General features: G+C 69.4%; 18 protein-coding genes and 1 other RNA gene. 14 read left to right on the top strand and 5 right to left on the bottom strand.

The features are described 5' to 3' along the window. The first annotated feature begins 109 nt into the window (after positions 1-109). From ACIA5F_RS08545 to ACIA5F_RS08500, 10 genes are all read left to right on the top strand, one after another. Positions 110-400, top strand: a complete 291-nt coding sequence (locus ACIA5F_RS08545; protein ID WP_399350566.1) for a hypothetical protein — start codon at positions 110-112, stop codon at positions 398-400. Beyond that, complete coding sequence (locus ACIA5F_RS08540) at positions 378-890, top strand: DUF6879 family protein (protein ID WP_399350564.1); 513 nt, start codon at positions 378-380, stop codon at positions 888-890. The genes ACIA5F_RS08545 and ACIA5F_RS08540 overlap by 23 nt, the downstream gene beginning before the upstream one ends. A gap of 28 nt (positions 891-918) precedes the next feature. After that, positions 919-1,761: a helix-turn-helix domain-containing protein gene (locus tag ACIA5F_RS08535; protein ID WP_399350562.1), complete on the top strand. Its 843-nt coding sequence runs from the start codon at positions 919-921 to the stop codon at positions 1,759-1,761. Between the two features lie 95 nt (positions 1,762-1,856). Then, positions 1,857-2,243, top strand: a complete 387-nt coding sequence (locus tag ACIA5F_RS08530; RefSeq protein WP_399350560.1) for a hypothetical protein — start codon at positions 1,857-1,859, stop codon at positions 2,241-2,243. Beyond that, positions 2,240-2,680 carry an NUDIX hydrolase gene (locus ACIA5F_RS08525; protein WP_399350558.1) on the top strand — a complete coding sequence of 147 codons (441 nt, stop codon included), beginning with the start codon at positions 2,240-2,242 and terminating at the stop codon, positions 2,678-2,680. The genes ACIA5F_RS08530 and ACIA5F_RS08525 overlap by 4 nt, the downstream gene beginning before the upstream one ends. An 85-nt stretch (positions 2,681-2,765) precedes the next feature. Continuing rightward, positions 2,766-2,990 (top strand): hypothetical protein, encoded by a 225-nt coding sequence (locus ACIA5F_RS08520; RefSeq protein WP_399350556.1) that lies wholly within the window; start codon positions 2,766-2,768, stop codon positions 2,988-2,990. A gap of 59 nt (positions 2,991-3,049) precedes the next feature. Next, the gene (dapF, locus tag ACIA5F_RS08515; RefSeq protein WP_399350554.1) at positions 3,050-3,850 is read left to right on the top strand and encodes a diaminopimelate epimerase; all 801 of its coding nucleotides are present in this window, start codon (positions 3,050-3,052) and stop codon (positions 3,848-3,850) included. Continuing rightward, on the top strand, positions 3,847-4,938 hold the full coding sequence (locus tag ACIA5F_RS08510; protein WP_399350552.1) for an ATP-grasp domain-containing protein: 1,092 nt from the start codon (positions 3,847-3,849) through the stop codon (positions 4,936-4,938). The genes dapF and ACIA5F_RS08510 overlap by 4 nt, the downstream gene beginning before the upstream one ends. After that, complete coding sequence (locus ACIA5F_RS08505; RefSeq protein ID WP_399350550.1) at positions 4,823-5,497, top strand: C39 family peptidase; 675 nt, start codon at positions 4,823-4,825, stop codon at positions 5,495-5,497. Before ACIA5F_RS08510 ends, ACIA5F_RS08505 begins: the two co-directional genes overlap by 116 nt. Beyond that, positions 5,497-5,859 carry a glutamate ligase domain-containing protein gene (locus tag ACIA5F_RS08500; RefSeq protein ID WP_399350548.1) on the top strand — a complete coding sequence of 121 codons (363 nt, stop codon included), beginning with the start codon at positions 5,497-5,499 and terminating at the stop codon, positions 5,857-5,859. The genes ACIA5F_RS08505 and ACIA5F_RS08500 overlap by 1 nt, the downstream gene beginning before the upstream one ends. Positions 5,860-6,057: 198 nt before the next feature. Here ACIA5F_RS08500 and rnpB read toward each other — a convergent pair. After that, an RNA gene (gene rnpB, locus ACIA5F_RS08495) (RNase P RNA component class A) lies at positions 6,058-6,467 on the bottom strand. 89 nt (positions 6,468-6,556) lie between these two features. Next, the gene (locus ACIA5F_RS08490) at positions 6,557-7,999 is read right to left on the bottom strand and encodes an RNB domain-containing ribonuclease (RefSeq protein WP_399350546.1); all 1,443 of its coding nucleotides are present in this window, start codon (positions 7,997-7,999) and stop codon (positions 6,557-6,559) included. Positions 8,000-8,205: 206 nt separating this feature from the next. Between ACIA5F_RS08490 and yaaA the strand changes: the two genes are divergently transcribed. After that, complete coding sequence (gene yaaA, locus ACIA5F_RS08485; RefSeq protein ID WP_399350544.1) at positions 8,206-9,006, top strand: peroxide stress protein YaaA; 801 nt, start codon at positions 8,206-8,208, stop codon at positions 9,004-9,006. Between the two features lie 87 nt (positions 9,007-9,093). On the opposite strand, the gene ACIA5F_RS08480 is transcribed toward yaaA, so the two are convergent. Further along, the gene (locus ACIA5F_RS08480) at positions 9,094-9,843 is read right to left on the bottom strand and encodes a bifunctional DNA primase/polymerase (RefSeq protein WP_399350542.1); all 750 of its coding nucleotides are present in this window, start codon (positions 9,841-9,843) and stop codon (positions 9,094-9,096) included. 358 nt (positions 9,844-10,201) lie between these two features. Here ACIA5F_RS08480 and ddaH point away from each other — a divergent pair, with 358 nt between their 5' ends. Continuing rightward, positions 10,202-11,011, top strand: coding sequence for a dimethylargininase (ddaH, locus tag ACIA5F_RS08475; RefSeq protein ID WP_399350539.1), 810 nt, complete (start codon positions 10,202-10,204; stop codon positions 11,009-11,011). Between the two features lie 234 nt (positions 11,012-11,245). On the opposite strand, the gene ACIA5F_RS08470 is transcribed toward ddaH, so the two are convergent. After that, entirely contained in the window at positions 11,246-11,473 is a 228-nt protein-coding gene (locus tag ACIA5F_RS08470) for a DUF397 domain-containing protein (RefSeq protein WP_399350537.1), read from the bottom strand. After that, positions 11,470-12,330, bottom strand: coding sequence for a helix-turn-helix domain-containing protein (locus ACIA5F_RS08465; RefSeq protein ID WP_399350535.1), 861 nt, complete (start codon positions 12,328-12,330; stop codon positions 11,470-11,472). Before ACIA5F_RS08465 ends, ACIA5F_RS08470 begins: the two co-directional genes overlap by 4 nt. Before the next feature lie 526 nt (positions 12,331-12,856). Between ACIA5F_RS08465 and ACIA5F_RS08460 the strand changes: the two genes are divergently transcribed. Together ACIA5F_RS08460 and fxlM are read left to right on the top strand one after the other, a co-directional pair. Next, the gene (locus tag ACIA5F_RS08460; protein ID WP_399350533.1) at positions 12,857-13,237 is read left to right on the top strand and encodes an ATP-binding protein; all 381 of its coding nucleotides are present in this window, start codon (positions 12,857-12,859) and stop codon (positions 13,235-13,237) included. A 437-nt stretch (positions 13,238-13,674) separates the two neighbouring features. Beyond that, entirely contained in the window at positions 13,675-14,916 is a 1,242-nt protein-coding gene (gene fxlM / locus ACIA5F_RS08455) for a methyltransferase, FxLD system (protein WP_399350531.1), read from the top strand. The last annotated feature ends 2 nt before the right edge of the window (positions 14,917-14,918 follow it).

Below are 14,918 nucleotides of genomic sequence, written 5' to 3'. Positions count from 1 at the left end.
GTCTCCGCGCCTCCGCCCGCATAGGGTCTCCGCTGAAGCCCTGGCAAGTTCGGGCAAGTTCCTCGCTTCACGCCAGAGCCACGTGCAAGCTCTGGCATACGGCTCGTCAATGACGATCGAGGAGGTCATCATGGCTCTGATTAGGCTCGGCAAGGACCCGAACAGCCCTGACGGCAACTCGCCCACCATCTATGTGGACGACGAAACGGACAGGTATCTCGTCCAGGGGTTCAAGGTTCTGGACAAGAAGCGGCTCGGGCAGATGGACATCCCCGAGCACGAAACGGTGGTAGAGATCCCGCGCAATATGGTGCAGTTCTTCCTGCCGAGCGACAGGGAGTCTGCCGCTGAGGAAGCCAAGCCGGAGGTGAAGAAGGTTGTCGAGTCCCCCGACGTTTAAGGAGCTGTTCCGCGACTGCCAGAGGACAGCCGTCCACTTGGAAGCTCGCGACGCCTACAGCAAGACGGACTCCGCCTTCGTCGACTGGAAGGCCGGCAGGCCGATCGACCCGGCCGAGCGCTGGGCCGCCTGGCACTCGATCGTCTCGGAGGCGGCCTCGCGGGGAGTCAAGGTACGTCGGGCCCGCATCGTGTCGACGCCCGTGAGTGAGTACATCCGCTTCGAGCACGAGGTGACCGAGGGCCTCAACATTGCGGCGGGCGAGCAGGTGCGGTGGCTTCCCCGGCGGAGCGTCTCGGATCTGCTCGTCCCGGGAAACGACTTCTGGTTGTTCGATTCGCGGCTGCTGTACCTGAACCACTTTGACGGAGAGGGTGAGCCCACAGAGCCCGAGATCACCGAAAGCCCGGAGATCGCGAAGCTCTGCGAGTCGGCCTTCGACGCCATCTGGAGCAGGGCGATCCCGCACGCAGAGTTCGAAGCACGCTGAGCACCTCGCATAGGACCGTCACCCCAACATGGAACCGGCATCTTCGAGCGCGCGGGAAGCCCGCAAGGCGCTAGGGAAACGCCTCGCAGAAATCCGGAATACCGCCGGATTGACCAAGCGGGCCCTTTCTGTGAATTTGGGTTGGCACGAATCGAAAGCATCACGCTTCGAGAGCGGCACACGGGCGCCCTCGGAGCGTGATCTTCGCGATTGGTGCCGAGCCTGCGGTGCAGATAGCGAGGTGGAGGATCTTGTAACGACAGCCCGCGGAATCGAGGGCATGTACGTCGAGTGGCGCAACATGGAAGGTAACGGGCTCAAATGGGCCCAGGAGTCCACCCTCCCTCTGTGGGATCGGACGCAACACTTCCGGTTCTACTCGCCTTGGCTCATTCCCGGACCTGTGCAAACGGCTTCCTACATCAAGGCACTATTGACTTCCATCCGAGACCGTCGCGGTGTGATTGACGACGTGGACTCTGCTGTTGAAGTCCGGCTGGAGAAGCAGAAGATCGTATACACGCCTCGCACATTCGCCATCCTCCTGGAGGAGAGTGCCCTTTACCACCGTGTCGGCGGAACTGAGGTGATGGCTGGCCAGCTCGGTTACCTCCTGAGCGCCATGGCCCTGCCGAGGGTAAGTGTCGGCATCATTCCGCGCATCACCAACCGCCCCCTCATGCCCGTCGAGGGCTTCTTCATGTTCGACGACCACACAGTCAAGGTCGAACTGGTGTCGGCACACCTGACGGTCATCCAGCGGCACGAACTTGCCATGTATGCAAGGACGTTCGGTGATCTAGCCGATCTGGCCGTCTACGGCTCAGCCGCGCGTGAACTCATCACCGCAGCCATCGATTCTCTGGAGTGAATGCCTGGCAAGTACCGGCAAGCTCCTGGTGTCTCGCGCACTCCTCTCTCTAGCTTCATTGGCAAGGTTCCAGAACTTGCCCGGAGGAGGCACTGATGGCTTTGGCAAGTACCGGCAAGGCGATGAGGGTGACCGAGAACGCCTTAGCCGACAACCTCCCTATCGACGTTGAGGAAATCTCCTCGCGCACCGATGTGGCCCTCACCATGCGGATGGACTCCACGCTCCGCGCGGACATCTACAGGGTCACGCCGGCCATCGTGCGACACCTGAACGTCCTGCTCGACCAGAACTTGGGGGCGGACGAGGACACGGAGGTACGGGCGCTCGTTCGCAAGGGTCGCGACTTGCTCAACCCTGCGAACCGCCCGACCGCGGACGCCCCCGCCTTCGGAGCGTTCATCTACCTCCGGGATGCCGCCCTGCTCACGCGACGGCTCCTCTGGGTCTACGTCCAACGCAACGAGCTGGACGCGCCGTGAGCGTCAAGGAAGACCAGATCATTCGGGAACTCTCCCACTACATCCATGAACACCCCGCCGACGAGACGGCGTTAATGCCGCTGTACGACGCGGCCCTCGATCACTCGCGACGCCGAGCCTGCGCACACGACCAACGCTGCCCCCTCGTGATGACGGCTGCGGTCGTCGTTGACGAACAGGACCGCATCCTGTGCCTGCGGCATGAGGGCGGCTACGCCCTCGCGGAGGCGGAGCCGGAGGACCGAGACGACTCGCTCAGCGAGGTGGCCCTCCGCCTGCTGGCCGAGGAGGTCGGCATCCGCTACCTCTTCCGGGCGGCCTCGGGCGCGGTGCTCCCCTCGGGGATCGAAACGGGTGCAGCGGCCTGGGTGCCCCTTGCCGAAGTCGGCATCCCGGCGCTCCGCAGCCGCCTGGAAAGCTTTCTGATCGGAACCTGATGAGCCACCGAAACCAGCAACTCGACTGCGTCATCAGTGTTGTGGCCCTCGGTGGCGCCCTCCTGCTGGCCATCTGGAGGGGCTGATGTACGCCAAGTACATTCCCCCTGTCGGGACGGTCGAGCAGGCGAACAAGCCCCCGACCGATGTCCGGATCGGGGACTGGCTGTACCTCGACGACCGCTTTCAGCGAGTCCGGGACATGCGGGCCGCTGGCGCCTCCGCCCACCGGGTTCTCCACTTCGCCGGGCGCCGCCCATGGATCATGCGGAAGCCCCGGACCGTCTACCGGCCTCTCAGATCTCTCTGACCACAGCCCATCCGAGCAACGCCTTACCCCTCTCACTTCACGCTGCGAGGAGCTTCGCCATGCGCTTCCGCAAGATCCATGGAGCAGGCAACGATTTCGTCCTGCTCTCCGACCTCGCCCCCGGCAGCATCAGGGAGTGGCCGAAGGAGGCCGAACGCCTCTGCGCCAGACCTGCGGGCGTCGGCGCGGACGGCCTTGTCATCAGCCACCTGGTCAGCAACGTGCCGGCCGTCCTCGAAGTCGAATGCTTCATGCCTGACGGCTCGATTGCGACGATGTGCGGCAATGCACTCCGGTGCTCCGCCTGGGCCGCACATCAGGACCACGGCTTCGGCGAGATGCGCCTCCGCATGGCGGGGGTGATGCACGAGGCTCGCATCACGGACGACTCCGTGTGGGTTACGGCCGAGGTCGGCATGATCGACCCGCGTCGCGTACAGACCGTGATCAACGGCAAGCCGACCTGGTTCGACGGCGTGCACACCGGTACGGAACACGTCGTCGCCATCGTGGACGACGTGGACGCCATCGACACGGTCACGGTCGGACGCCTCATCCGGCACCATGCCGCCCTCGCGCCATTAGGGACCAACGTCAACTTCGTCCAGTCCCTCGACGGCCAGACGCTCAAGATCCGGACGTACGAACGCGGCGTCGAGGCGGAAACCCTCTCTTGCGGCAGCGGAGCCGTCGCCGCCGTCGTCATCGCCGCGATGCGCGGACTCGTTGCCCCGCGCACCGTCACCGTCCACAACCGTGCTGGCGAACCGCTCACGGTCCGGCCCCACAGCAGCCGACCCAAGCGGACGCAATGGGTTGGCGGTCCGGTCACCAACACCTTTGAAGGGGTGCTCGCATGACTCACTTTCTCACCTCCAGCTCGAAATCCGCGATGCAGGAGGCCACCGCGACTCTGCGCGGCTGGCAGCGCGACCGGCAGGGGCTCAAGGTCGCCCTCGTCTATGGCCCGGTATCCGCCGAGGACAGGCTGTACCACTCGAAGTGCCCCGTCGAGCAGCGGTCCGTGACCGCTCTGGGCGAGGCTCTGGACGAGATCGGCGCGCGGTGGACGGTGCTGGACCCCACCCAGCCCGACTTCATCGCGGAACTGGTCTCGTACGACGTGGCCCTCTCGAATCTGCACGGCCCCTACGGCGAGGACGGCCGCCTTCAGGGGTTGCTCGACTACCTCCGCGTGCCCTACTGCGGCAGCGGGGTCGCGGCCTCCGCGGTGGCCGCTGACAAGATCCTCTGCAAGCGGATCATGCTGACTCTCGGAGTTCCGACGCCCGGTTGGCGGGTCTGGTCCGGCGGCCCGGTCAACTGGGGCAGCCGGGCCGTCATGGTGAAACCGCCCTTCGGCGGGTCCAGCGTGGGCATGAGCTTCGTTCGCGACGCGGTCGACCTGCCCCGCGCGCTCACGGAGGCCGCTGGCGAAAGCGGCCACGAAGTGCTCGTCGAGGACTACGTGATCGGCACCCCTGTGACCGTGGGCCTGCTGGAGCTTCCCGGCGGCGCGGTCGTCGCGTTCCCGCCGCTGGCCACCGAGGCGACCGAGGCCGAGTACTACGACGCCGACACCAAGCTCGACGTGGACTCCAAGGGCGCCGTCACCGTCCGCGTCGCCGAGCTGGAGCCCGTGGCACTGAATCGGATCACCAGGGACGTCCGGACGCTGTGGGACGGGATCGGACTGCGCGGCTCGGCGCGCATCGACTTCATCGTCACTGAGGACGGTGACGCCTACGTGCTGGAGGTCAACAGCACGCCGGGCATGTCCCGTGACAGCAACTTCGCGGTCGGTGCGGCAATGGTCGGACTCACGCACTCTGATGTCGTACTGGCGATGCTCCACGAGGCCCTGGCCCGGCCGCCGTACGATGTTCCCCTGCCCACTCCCGTGTTCTCCAGCACCACGGCGACGCGGGAGGCCGCCGTCTCCCTGTAGGAGCCCTGCCGCTGTGCCGCGTGTCCACGATGTCCCCCTGTGCCGCCAGCTCATCGCCCCCTCCGAATGGGATCTACACGGGGGGTGGGCACTCGGGGACAGGATCGAATGGTCCAACCGGGCGTGCGGCCTGGCGTCGCTTCGTATGATCCTTCTCGCCTACGGGCAAGAGGCACCCACGGTCACGGAGCTCCTGAAGATCGCGGTCAAGCACGAGGTTCTCACGCCCCGTGGAGCGCTCCACGCAGGTGTGGCGAGCCTGGCGAGCGACCTGGGAGTTCCGTCGACCGCTGAGCCGGTGCCGGCCGAGGAGCTGCCGAGGCGGCTCGACTCCGCACCGCTGATCGTGTCCGTGACCGAACAGCTCCCCGAGGACGGGCGTAGGGGTGGTCACCTGATCATCCTTCGAGGCTACGAGGACGGCCCGGACCCGGTCATCCGCTTCCGCGACCCATCGGCCTGGGGGCAGAAGCACGACCGTGTCCCGCTCAGCCGCCTGGCCCACTCGTACACCGGCCGTGCGATCACCTTCGCGCCCCTGATCGACGGAAAGTCCTGATGACCGAGACGGACGGCGGAACGAACGAGGCCGAAGGCGGCCGGAAAATCGCCGTACTCGGGGAAATGCTGGAGCTGGGAGACCAGTCGGTCGAGGCTCACCGCGAGATCGGCCGCTTCGCCGCCGAGGTCGGCGTTGACCTTGTCGTGGCGGTCGGCGGACCCAACGCGAAGCAGCTCGCCCTCGCGGCGGGGGCCGCTGGCGTGCCCGAGATCGCGTTCGTCGCGGACAACGCGACCGCTGCCAGGTTCCTCGAAGGCACGCTCAAGCCCGGTGACGTCGTACTGGTGAAGGCATCACGAGGCGGGATGCTCTGGCAGATCGCGCAGCAGCTCACCGGGCAGCCGGTCACCGGACTGTGACGGCGTACGAGGCGACTTTCGCCCTCCAACGGGGGCCTTTCACCGCCACACGATCGCCACACAGCATCGAGAAACAGTCAAAAGAAACGGACAAACGGCCCTAAAACAATCTGGGGCCTGTCCGGGAAGTAAAAACCCCTCTGACCCACAAACATGCAGGTCAGAGGGGGTCCCCCTCCCTTGGGGGAGGGGTGGCGCAGACCGACACAGGCTGTACGCCGGGTTCTGTCGCCCGGAGACCTCGCGGTCACCGGGGAGACGGCCATCCATCTAGGACCGGCGTTGCCGCCGGCCTCGTGCGGTCTACCCGCGAACTCGGGCGGGCAGCCCTCGAACGTTCGCGCAGGGCCGTTCGTCCTGGGACGAGCGGCCCCTCTTGACCTTGCTCCGGGTGGGGTTTACCTAGCCGCCTGAGTCACCTCAGGCGCTGGTGGTCTCTTACACCACCGTTTCACCCTTACCGGGGGCCGAAGCCCCAGGCGGTCTGTTTTCTGTGGCACTGTCCCGCGGGTCACCCCGGGTGGGCGTTACCCACCACCCTGCCGTGTGGAGCCCGGACGTTCCTCGGCGGGACACGGATGTCCCGACGCGGCCGTCCGCCTGTGTCGTTCTGCGTGCGCCCATGCTACCCGGGGCCGGAGCCGCCGCCCGCCCCCGGCCGACCCCCGGCCGGGCGGGGGTCGGGCGGCGGGCCGGGTCAGGCCGGGGCGAAGAGGATCTTCGCGGTGCCCGGGTCGGCCTCGGTGAGCCGGACCCGGATGCGCTCGCCCAGCGGGAGTTCCCGCAGCGGTGACTCCACCCGGCCGACCACCGCCGGGTCCTCCAGGTGGACCGTCCCCACCAGCGGCTCCCGCTCCTTGACGTCGATCACCGTGGCCTCGAAGGTCTCCCCGACCCGGTCCTTCAGCAGGGCCGCCTCGACCAGTTCCACACACTCCCGCTCCACCGTGTTGGCCAGCCGGGTGCCCGCCGCCATCTCCTGCGGGAGCGCCGCCAGGGCCGCCACCGCCCACGGCGGCGGCTCCTCGCCCGCCACCGCCGCCACGCACAGCTCGCCCGCGTACCGGTCGGCCAGCCTGCGCAGCGGCGCGGTGCAGTGGGCGTACGGGGCCGCCACGGCGGCGTGGACGGCGTGCTCGGGCCGCTGCCCACCGGTGAAGACGGTGTAGCCCGCGCCCCGCAGCAGGGCCGTGCACTCCTGGAGGAACGCCGCGTGGGCCGGGCGGCGCGGGTCCAGGGAGCGCACCAGCTCGGCGTACGGGAGGTGGTGCGGCCAGTCGATCCGCAGGGCGGCGGCCGTCCGCCGCAGCCTGCCCACCGCGCCGTCCGGGGCGGTGGGCAGGGTCCGCAGGACGCCGGTCCCGGCGGTGAGCATCAGCGTCGCCGCGGCCATGCCGGTCATCAGGGAGATCTGCGCGTTCCAGCCGTCCGCCGGGAGCGGGGCCCGGTAGGCCAGGGTGTAGGCGCCGCCGCGCTCGACGACCTCCTGTTCGGGCACGTTCAGCGAGATGCCGCCGCGCTCGCGCTCCAGGGCCTCGCGGAGCCTGCCGACCACCTCCAGCAGGGTCAGCGGCTCCTCGGCGGTGCCGGTGGTGAGGGCCTTCTGGACGCCCTCGTAGTCGAGCTTGGCCCGGCTGCGGACCAGGGCCCGCCGGACCTCGGCGGTCTCCACCCGGCCCTCCGCGTCCAGGTCGAGCCGCCACAGCAGGGCCGGCCGGGTCTGCCGGGGGAGCAGGCTGGCCGCGCCCTCCGAGAGCAGGGCCGGGTGGAGCGGGACCCGCAGGTCGGGGAAGTAGAGGGTCATGACCCGGCGGTGGGCCTCCGCGTCGAGCGGGCCGCCCGGGGCGACGAAGGCGGCGACGTCGGCGATGGCGTAGTGCACGCGGTAGCCGCCGCCGGGGCGGCGGGCGAGGTGCATGGCCTGGTCGAGATCGACGGAGTCCGGGGGGTCGATGGTGAAGAGGGGGATGCCGGTGGCGTCGAGCGCGGGCAGGCGCGGCTCCCGGGCGGCCCGCCCGGCCTCGGCCAGCGCCTCGGCCGGGAACTCCCCGTCCGCGCCCAGCGCGGCCCGCAGTTCACGCAGCGCGGCGCGCAGGGCGGCCCCGTCCGCGGCGGCCATGTGCAGATGACGGCGTGGCATGGACCGAGCGTAGGACGGTCCGGGCCGCGCGGCGCGGCGGCGGCCCGGCCCCGGCCCGCCTCCGGGCGGTACGGCGGGCAGAGCCGCAGGTCCGGTCTGAGCCGCAGGTCCGGGCGGTGCGGCGGCCCTGCGGGCTTCCCGGCGGCAGCCCTTACGCTGGCCGGGGGCGCCCCCCCCACGTCGCGCCGTACCGAAGGAGAACCACCGTGCTCGTGCTGCTGCCGCCGTCCGAGGGAAAGGCCGCCGGGGGCTCCGGCGCGCCGCTGGAGCTGGGTGCGCTGTCGCTGCCCGGCCTGGACCCGGCCCGGTCGGCGGTCCTGGAGGAGCTGGTCGGGCTGTGCGCGGCCGACGAGTCCAAGGCGCGCGAGGTGCTCTGCCTGAGCGAGGGGCTGCGGGGCGAGGTGACGAAGAACGCGGAACTCCGCTCGGCGGTCGCCCGCCCGGCGGGCGAGATCTACACCGGTGTGCTCTACGACGCGCTCGGCCTGGCCGGCCTGGACCCGGCGGCGCGCGCCCTCGCCGAGCAGTCGCTGCTGGTCTTCTCCGGCCTGTGGGGCGCGGTGCGGATCACCGACCGCATCCCCTCCTACCGCTGCTCGATGGGGGTCCGGCTGCCGGGGCTGGGACCGCTGGGCGCGTACTGGCGTACGCCGCTGGCCGAGGTGATGCCGCGGGCGGCGGCCGAGGGGCTGGTCCTGGACCTGCGCTCGTCGGCGTACGCGTCCGCCTGGCGGCCCCGGGGCGAGGTGGCGGCGCGGACCGCGACCGTACGGGTGCTGCACGCGCAGGTGGTGGACGGGGTGGAGAAGCGGTCGGTGGTGAGCCACTTCAACAAGGCGACCAAGGGCCGGCTGGTCCGGGACCTGCTGCTGGCCGGCGCCGTCCCCGGGACTCCGGCGGAGCTGGTCACGGCCCTGCGGGACCTGGGCCACGTGGTCGAGGGCGGGGCCCCCGCGAGGGCGGGCGCCGCGTGGTCCCTGGACGTGGTCGTCACCCACATCCACTGAACCACCGGTCACGTGTCACCCGTCGCAGGTGACACGTCAGGCGCTACGGCCGCTGGTCATGGGCCCCCCGGCCGGGGCCCGGGGGGTTCAGCGGCCCAGTGGCCAGGCCACGGCGGCCGGGACCTGGTCGGAGGCGCCCGCGTACCGGGCGCAGGCGTCGGTCAGGGTCTCCAGCAGGGTGAGCGGGTCCGGGAGGGGGTGCTCCATGCCGCGCAGCCAGCTCACCGCCAGCTCACCGGGGAGCGCCGCCGGGGGGACCAGGACGTAGCTGCCCCGGCAGTGCCAGCGCAGGCCCGGGTGCTCGTCCATCGTCTCGGGGTGACAGTCCAGCTCGCACGGCCACCACTCGTCCTCGTCCTCGGGGGTGCCGCGGGTGGCGGTGAAGAAGAGCATCCGGGCCCCGTCGCCGGTGCCGCCCGACTCGGCGACGGGTCCGACCTCGATCCCGGCCGCCAGCAGTCGGCTCAGGGCGCCGAGCCCGGCCTCCAGCGGGACGTCCAGGACGTCGTGGACCATGCCGGTCGCGGTGACGAAATTGGCCTGGGGCTGGTTGCGCGCCCAGCGCTCGACCTGCGCGCGGTCGGTGGTCGACTGGGTCTGCCAGGCGAAGGAGAGCGGATGCCGTGCGGGGGTCGGACAGCCGATCCGGTCGCACGAGCACCGGTAGCCGACGGGATGCGCGGCGGGGGCGAGCGGCAGACCGGCGGCGGCGACGGCCAGCAGGAGCGCCTCGCGCTCCAACCCGGCGTCCTCGGCGGCGGGTTTCTGCCGCCTGCGCAGCCACTGGGAAATCCTGCTCTGCTCGCCGCGTTTGACGCGGCCGGACTCGGACCCCATCTGTCCCCTCACCTCACCGTTGCCCCCGGCGGACCCTCACATGGTCCCACCATCCTGCGCCCCGGGTGACCGGACTCCTCGACCCGTCCCGGGCCACCCGCAGAAAGCCCCCACATAACCACATCATTCGGTCGTACGTTCTCGGGTGGTCCGGGGGACGGCGGCCGGACAGCGGCCGGGCGCCGGGCGCCGGGCGGCCGTACGGGCGGTTCTCTCCCTCTCATCTTCTGATCAGGTTCCCCTTCTGATCAGGTAAAACCACCGGGCGGCTCCGTGCGCTTCCCGCCCTGAGGAGAGACGATTCGCTCCACCACCCGTCATGAGCCGATGACGGGTCGTGAGTCGTGAGGAGCCTTCTTTGCGCAGAGACGCCACACCCCGGCGCTACCTGATGTGCCCACCCGCACATTTCAAGGTCACCTACTCCATCAACCCGTGGATGGACCCCACGAAACCGGTGGACCTGCCCCTCGCACAGACCCAGTGGGAGGAGCTGAGGGACCGCTACCGCTCGCTCGGCCACACCGTCGAGACCCTCGTACCGGACCCCGCGCTGCCCGACATGGTCTTCGCGGCGAACGGCGCCCTGGTCGTCGACGGCCGGGTGCTCGGCGCCCGGTTCGCCCACCCGGAACGGGCCGCCGAGGCGGAGCTCCACCTGGACTGGTTCCGCGACCACGGCTTCCGGGAGATCCGGGAGCCCGACCACGTCAACGAGGGCGAGGGCGACTTCGCCGTCACCGCCACCTACCTGCTGGCCGGGCGGGGCTTCCGCTCCAGCCCGCTCTCGCACGACGAGGCCCAGGAGTTCTTCGGCCGCCCCGTCGTCGGCCTGGACCTGGTCGACCCCCGCTACTACCACCTGGACACCGCGCTCTGCGTCCTGGACGGCGACGAGATCATGTACTACCCGCCCGCGTTCTCCCCGGGCAGCCGCGCCGTGCTCCGGCGGCTCTTCCCGGACGCGCTGACCGCGAGCGACGCGGACGCCGGGGCCCTCGGCCTGAACGCGGTCTCCGACGGCCGGCACGTGCTGTTCCCCCAGGCGGCGGCCGGACTGTCCGCACCCCTGCGGGACCGGGGCTTCGACCCGGTCCCGATGGACCTCGGGGAACTGCTCAAGGGCGGCGGCAGCGTGAAGTGCTGCACCCAGGAGCTACGGCCCTAGCGTCGCGGGCGGCGGGGCGGGACTGAATCCCCGCCGGGGTGTTCAACCATGCCGCGTGGCGCTGTTCCGCCTGATCAGCGCCGCGCGCACACCGGGGGGACCTCAGTGCCGTACGGCAGGCTGAACCCTGGTGCGGCTGGGGTGTTCCTCCTCGATGTCCGCGAGGAGGAACACCCCAGGATGGCCGGGCCACACAAGAAGTGCCGGGTGTTCAGCCTGTTCGGCAGCCGGTGATCAGGTGCTGGTGCACCTCACGCTGGTGATGAGTGCCGCAAACGCGGCCGGCTCCAGCAGGAGCGCCGGACCGTCCACGACCTTCGAGTCCCGGACGGCGATGGTGGCGTGAACCGTCCGACGGAGGTCGGCCACTTCGACGCACTGCTCGCCGCCGTCGCTGAAGGACGACTTGAACCATGCCGCTTCAGTCAGCTCGGAAGCGTGGATCGTCTTCTTGCTGGTCATGACGAGGTCTCCTCCATGATGGATCTGATTCTCTCCCGTGAGTCATCCACAGGAAGGGCGGCGCCCTGAATGAGCCCGAAGGCCGCTTCGTAGACCTTCACGTCGGCCGTCTTCTCGGTGAAGTTCCCACCGCGCAGGTTTTCGAGGTTGATCACCGTGGGCCAGGGGTACGGGAAGCGGACGATGTGGAAAGGTCCCACCATCCCGGGGTGTGGGTTGGCGAGTATCGGCATCACCTGGATGTGCACGTTCGGCAGGGACGTCATGTCGATCAGGTGACGTAGCTGTTCCCGCATGAGTGCGGGGTGAGTTGCCGACTTGTAGTGCAAGGTCGACTCGTGGATCACGGCCCATAGTTCAAGTGGGCCTCCGTGCCTGGTCGTATCGGTGAGGATTGCCTGTCGTTTCTTCCTCATCTCGACCAGGGCGTTGACCTCGCCAGCGGTCCGGGTGATCGCTGTAGCGGTGATGATCTCTCGGGCGTACTGCGGCACCTGGAGCAGACCGGGGAGAAGGCCCGGTGTGTAGACCCGGGTGGACTCGGCGTCCTCCTCCAAGCCGATGAAGTCGCGGTACGCCGTCTCGGGGAGGTCGCCATAGCTGGCCCACCAGCCGACTTTGTTGGCGTCGCGCGCCAGTTCCTCCATCGCGGTGACCACTGCCTCGTCCGTGACCCCGTATGCCTTGAGCAGCGGGGCGACATCCTTGATCGGCAGATGGGCCTTGGCGTTTTCGAGCCGATTGATCTTGCTGCCGTCCCAGCCCGTCGCGGCGGCTGCCGTGTCGGTTCTCATGCCGGCTTGGGTTCGAAACTCGCGAAGCGCGCTGCCGAGGCGTCGTCTGCGTACGGTCTGCACGAGCGGAGGTGTGGGCACGGGAGGTTTGACCTTTCTGCGGGCGGGCGGGGGGTAACGCGGGTTGGGCTTCCCTCTCCTCGGGTGTGACGGCCTCGCTCCGGGTAAGTCTGCCCGGATCTGGGGTGTGAAGTCGACAGAACATCGCTACACCCATTGGCAATTGGGCCGCAATGGTTGCAGCCATCGACGCGGCAGGTGCATCCTTCCATGGACGGCGAACGTAACTGTGCGTCAGGTAATGATCACTGCTGGTGTGCTGTCGTCGCTGCGCCGTGCGTGGCTGGGAACTGCTCCTGACCGCCCCGGTACGCCGAGGCCGATCATGCAGACGAGCCGGACACCACCCTCGCCTTGCCGCAGCTCCGTACACCACCTACTCGGACAGGTGTGGACCATGACACAGATGATCACCCCGCTCCTGTCTCCGTCGGTGACGACGGAGACAGGAGGTTGTACCTTCCGCCGGAACGCAGCAGATCTGACGGCAACCTCATTTCTGGTCGAGGGCCGGGCGGCTGACGGGTCGATGGCCGTCGTGGATGCCCAGCGGGTGGGTCATGTCCGGCGGATCGTGGCCGCGCGGCTCCGGTACCTCGGGCTGGCGGTGCTGCTGGACCCTGTCCTGCTGGTCGTCAGCGAGCTGGTGACGAACGCCGTCGAACATACGGCCGCCCCCGGTGGGTCGGTGACGGTCACGCAGGTGTTCGCGCGGGGTGAGCTGCATCTCCTGGTGCAGGACGACGGCCGTGGCCTCCCGCGGGTACAGGCCGCCGGGCCGGAGGCGGAGAGCGGGCGGGGTCTGTACCTCGTGGACTGCGTCACCGCCGAGCTGGGCGGGCGGTGGGGGCACTCACTCGGCACCGGGACCGTCTGGTGCGTGATCCCCGTCCCCCGCGCCGGCCCGTAGAACCCCTTCGCCGTACGGCCCCAACCCCCGGCACCACCATCCCTGTTCTGAAGGACGAACCGATGTACGAGGTCGGCAGGCGCGGATTACCCGTGGCCGTACCGAAGCCGCTCCCGGCCCGCTCGTCCGGCGGGGGGCGTGAGGGGGGCCGGGCCCGGTGTGCGGGGCCGCCGTCGTCCGCTACCTCCACGCCTGCGGATGGAAGGACGTGCACCCCCGTGACCCTGTGCGAGAGCGTTCAGTTCCGGCCGTGCTCCCGTGGCTGTCTCGCCCCGCAGCGAACAGCGCAGTCGTGGGGTCGGTGGCTGACTGGCGCCACCGCACACCGGCCACACCATGCGGAAGTTCTACGTTCGGCGCCCCGGCTGACACCCCGCTGAGGGAAGGTCCGCCTGGTGCGTCCAACCACTCCACCACGACAAGAGACAGGTAACCGAATGACTCGATCCACCGCGTCCGCCGAAGAGCTGCGTACCGCGATGGCGGACCAGCTCGTCAAGGCGGGCGACATCCGCAGCGAACGCGTCGAGGTCGCATTCCGAACCGTTCCCCGACATGCGTTCGCCCCCGAGGCGACGCCGGAGAAGGCCTATGACCCGCAGGACATCGTGGCCACGAAGAGGAACGAGCACGGCGTCATCATCAGCTCCATCTCCGCCCCCTCCATTCAGGCGATGATGCTGGAGCAGGCCGAGGTCCAGCTGGGGATGCGGCTCGGTGAGGTCGGCTCGGGCGGCTACAACGCAGCCCTGATGGCCGAGTTGGTGGGTCCGGACGGCTCGGTCGTCACCATCGACATCGACTCCGACGTCACCGATCGCGCCCGGCGGCTGCTCGACGCGACCGGCTACAGCCAGGTGGAGGTGCTCCTGGCCGACGGCGAGCATGGCCTGCCCGACCACGGAACGGTGGATCGGCTGATCGTGACCGTCGGGGCCTGGGACATTCCCCCTGCGTGGACCGATCAGCTGGCCGAGGACGGCCGGCTGGTGGTGCCGCTGCGCACGCGCGGTCTGACCCGTTCGATCGCCTTCGACCGTGACGGCGACCGCCTCGTGTCCCGATCGGCGGAGGTCTGCGGGTTCGTCACCATGCAGGGCGAGGGCGAGCACAACGAGCGACTCCTGCTCATCCGGGGCAAGGAGATCGGCCTCCGCTTCGATGACGGCCGGCCCGCCGACCCCGACGCCCTGAACGGCGTGTTCGACACCGACCGGGTGGAGAAGTGGACGGGGGTCACCGTCGCGCCGGCGGAGCCGATCAAGGGCATGCAGATGTGGCTGGCCACCGCCCTGGACGGCTTCTGCCTGATGTCGGTGGACGCCGAGCTGGACACCGGCCTCGTCGCTCCGCAGAACAAGCGGGCCAACATCACCCTCCTGGACGGCGACTCCCTCGCCTACCTGGCCATCCGCCGGACCGGGGGCGGCGCCGAGTTCGGCGTGCACGGCTACGGGCCGAACGCGGACGCGGTGGCCGAAGCCCTCGTGAAGGAAGTCCAGACCTGGGACCGCGACTACCGGCGGGCAGAGCCGGTCATCTACGCCTATCCGGCCGGCACCCCCGAGGCCGACCTGCCGGCAGGGCGGGTCATCACCAAGCGGCACCGCCGCATCGTCATCTCCTGGCCCGAGCAGGGCCAGGCCGGCAAGAGCACCACCACCGAAATGGAGAAGTGATC

The sequence above is a fragment of the Streptomyces sp. NPDC051567 genome (assembly GCF_044454165.1).
Classification (GTDB): domain Bacteria; phylum Actinomycetota; class Actinomycetes; order Streptomycetales; family Streptomycetaceae; genus Streptomyces.
The sequence above is the reverse complement of the archived record's forward strand: the minus strand, read 5'-3'. Positions and strand labels throughout refer to the sequence as shown.

What these genes read in the sequence shown, in the direction of transcription:
- ACIA5F_RS08460 (WP_399350533.1), top strand. Translation starts at nt 12,857, where the DNA reads ATGGCCGTCGTGGATGCCCAGCGGGTGGGTCATGTCCGGCGGATCGTG.
- dapF (WP_399350554.1), top strand. Translation starts at nt 3,050, where the DNA reads ATGCGCTTCCGCAAGATCCATGGAGCAGGCAACGATTTCGTCCTGCTC.
- ACIA5F_RS08520 (WP_399350556.1), top strand. Translation starts at nt 2,766, where the DNA reads ATGTACGCCAAGTACATTCCCCCTGTCGGGACGGTCGAGCAGGCGAAC.
- ACIA5F_RS08545 (WP_399350566.1), top strand. Translation starts at nt 110, where the DNA reads ATGACGATCGAGGAGGTCATCATGGCTCTGATTAGGCTCGGCAAGGAC.
- ACIA5F_RS08480 (WP_399350542.1), bottom strand. Translation starts at nt 9,843, where the DNA reads ATGGGGTCCGAGTCCGGCCGCGTCAAACGCGGCGAGCAGAGCAGGATT.
- ACIA5F_RS08530 (WP_399350560.1), top strand. Translation starts at nt 1,857, where the DNA reads ATGGCTTTGGCAAGTACCGGCAAGGCGATGAGGGTGACCGAGAACGCC.
- ACIA5F_RS08510 (WP_399350552.1), top strand. Translation starts at nt 3,847, where the DNA reads ATGACTCACTTTCTCACCTCCAGCTCGAAATCCGCGATGCAGGAGGCC.
- ACIA5F_RS08505 (WP_399350550.1), top strand. Translation starts at nt 4,823, where the DNA reads ATGTCGTACTGGCGATGCTCCACGAGGCCCTGGCCCGGCCGCCGTACG.
- ACIA5F_RS08490 (WP_399350546.1), bottom strand. Translation starts at nt 7,999, where the DNA reads ATGCCACGCCGTCATCTGCACATGGCCGCCGCGGACGGGGCCGCCCTG.
- ACIA5F_RS08535 (WP_399350562.1), top strand. Translation starts at nt 919, where the DNA reads ATGGAACCGGCATCTTCGAGCGCGCGGGAAGCCCGCAAGGCGCTAGGG.
- fxlM (WP_399350531.1), top strand. Translation starts at nt 13,675, where the DNA reads ATGACTCGATCCACCGCGTCCGCCGAAGAGCTGCGTACCGCGATGGCG.
- ACIA5F_RS08500 (WP_399350548.1), top strand. Translation starts at nt 5,497, where the DNA reads ATGACCGAGACGGACGGCGGAACGAACGAGGCCGAAGGCGGCCGGAAA.
- ACIA5F_RS08470 (WP_399350537.1), bottom strand. Translation starts at nt 11,473, where the DNA reads ATGACCAGCAAGAAGACGATCCACGCTTCCGAGCTGACTGAAGCGGCA.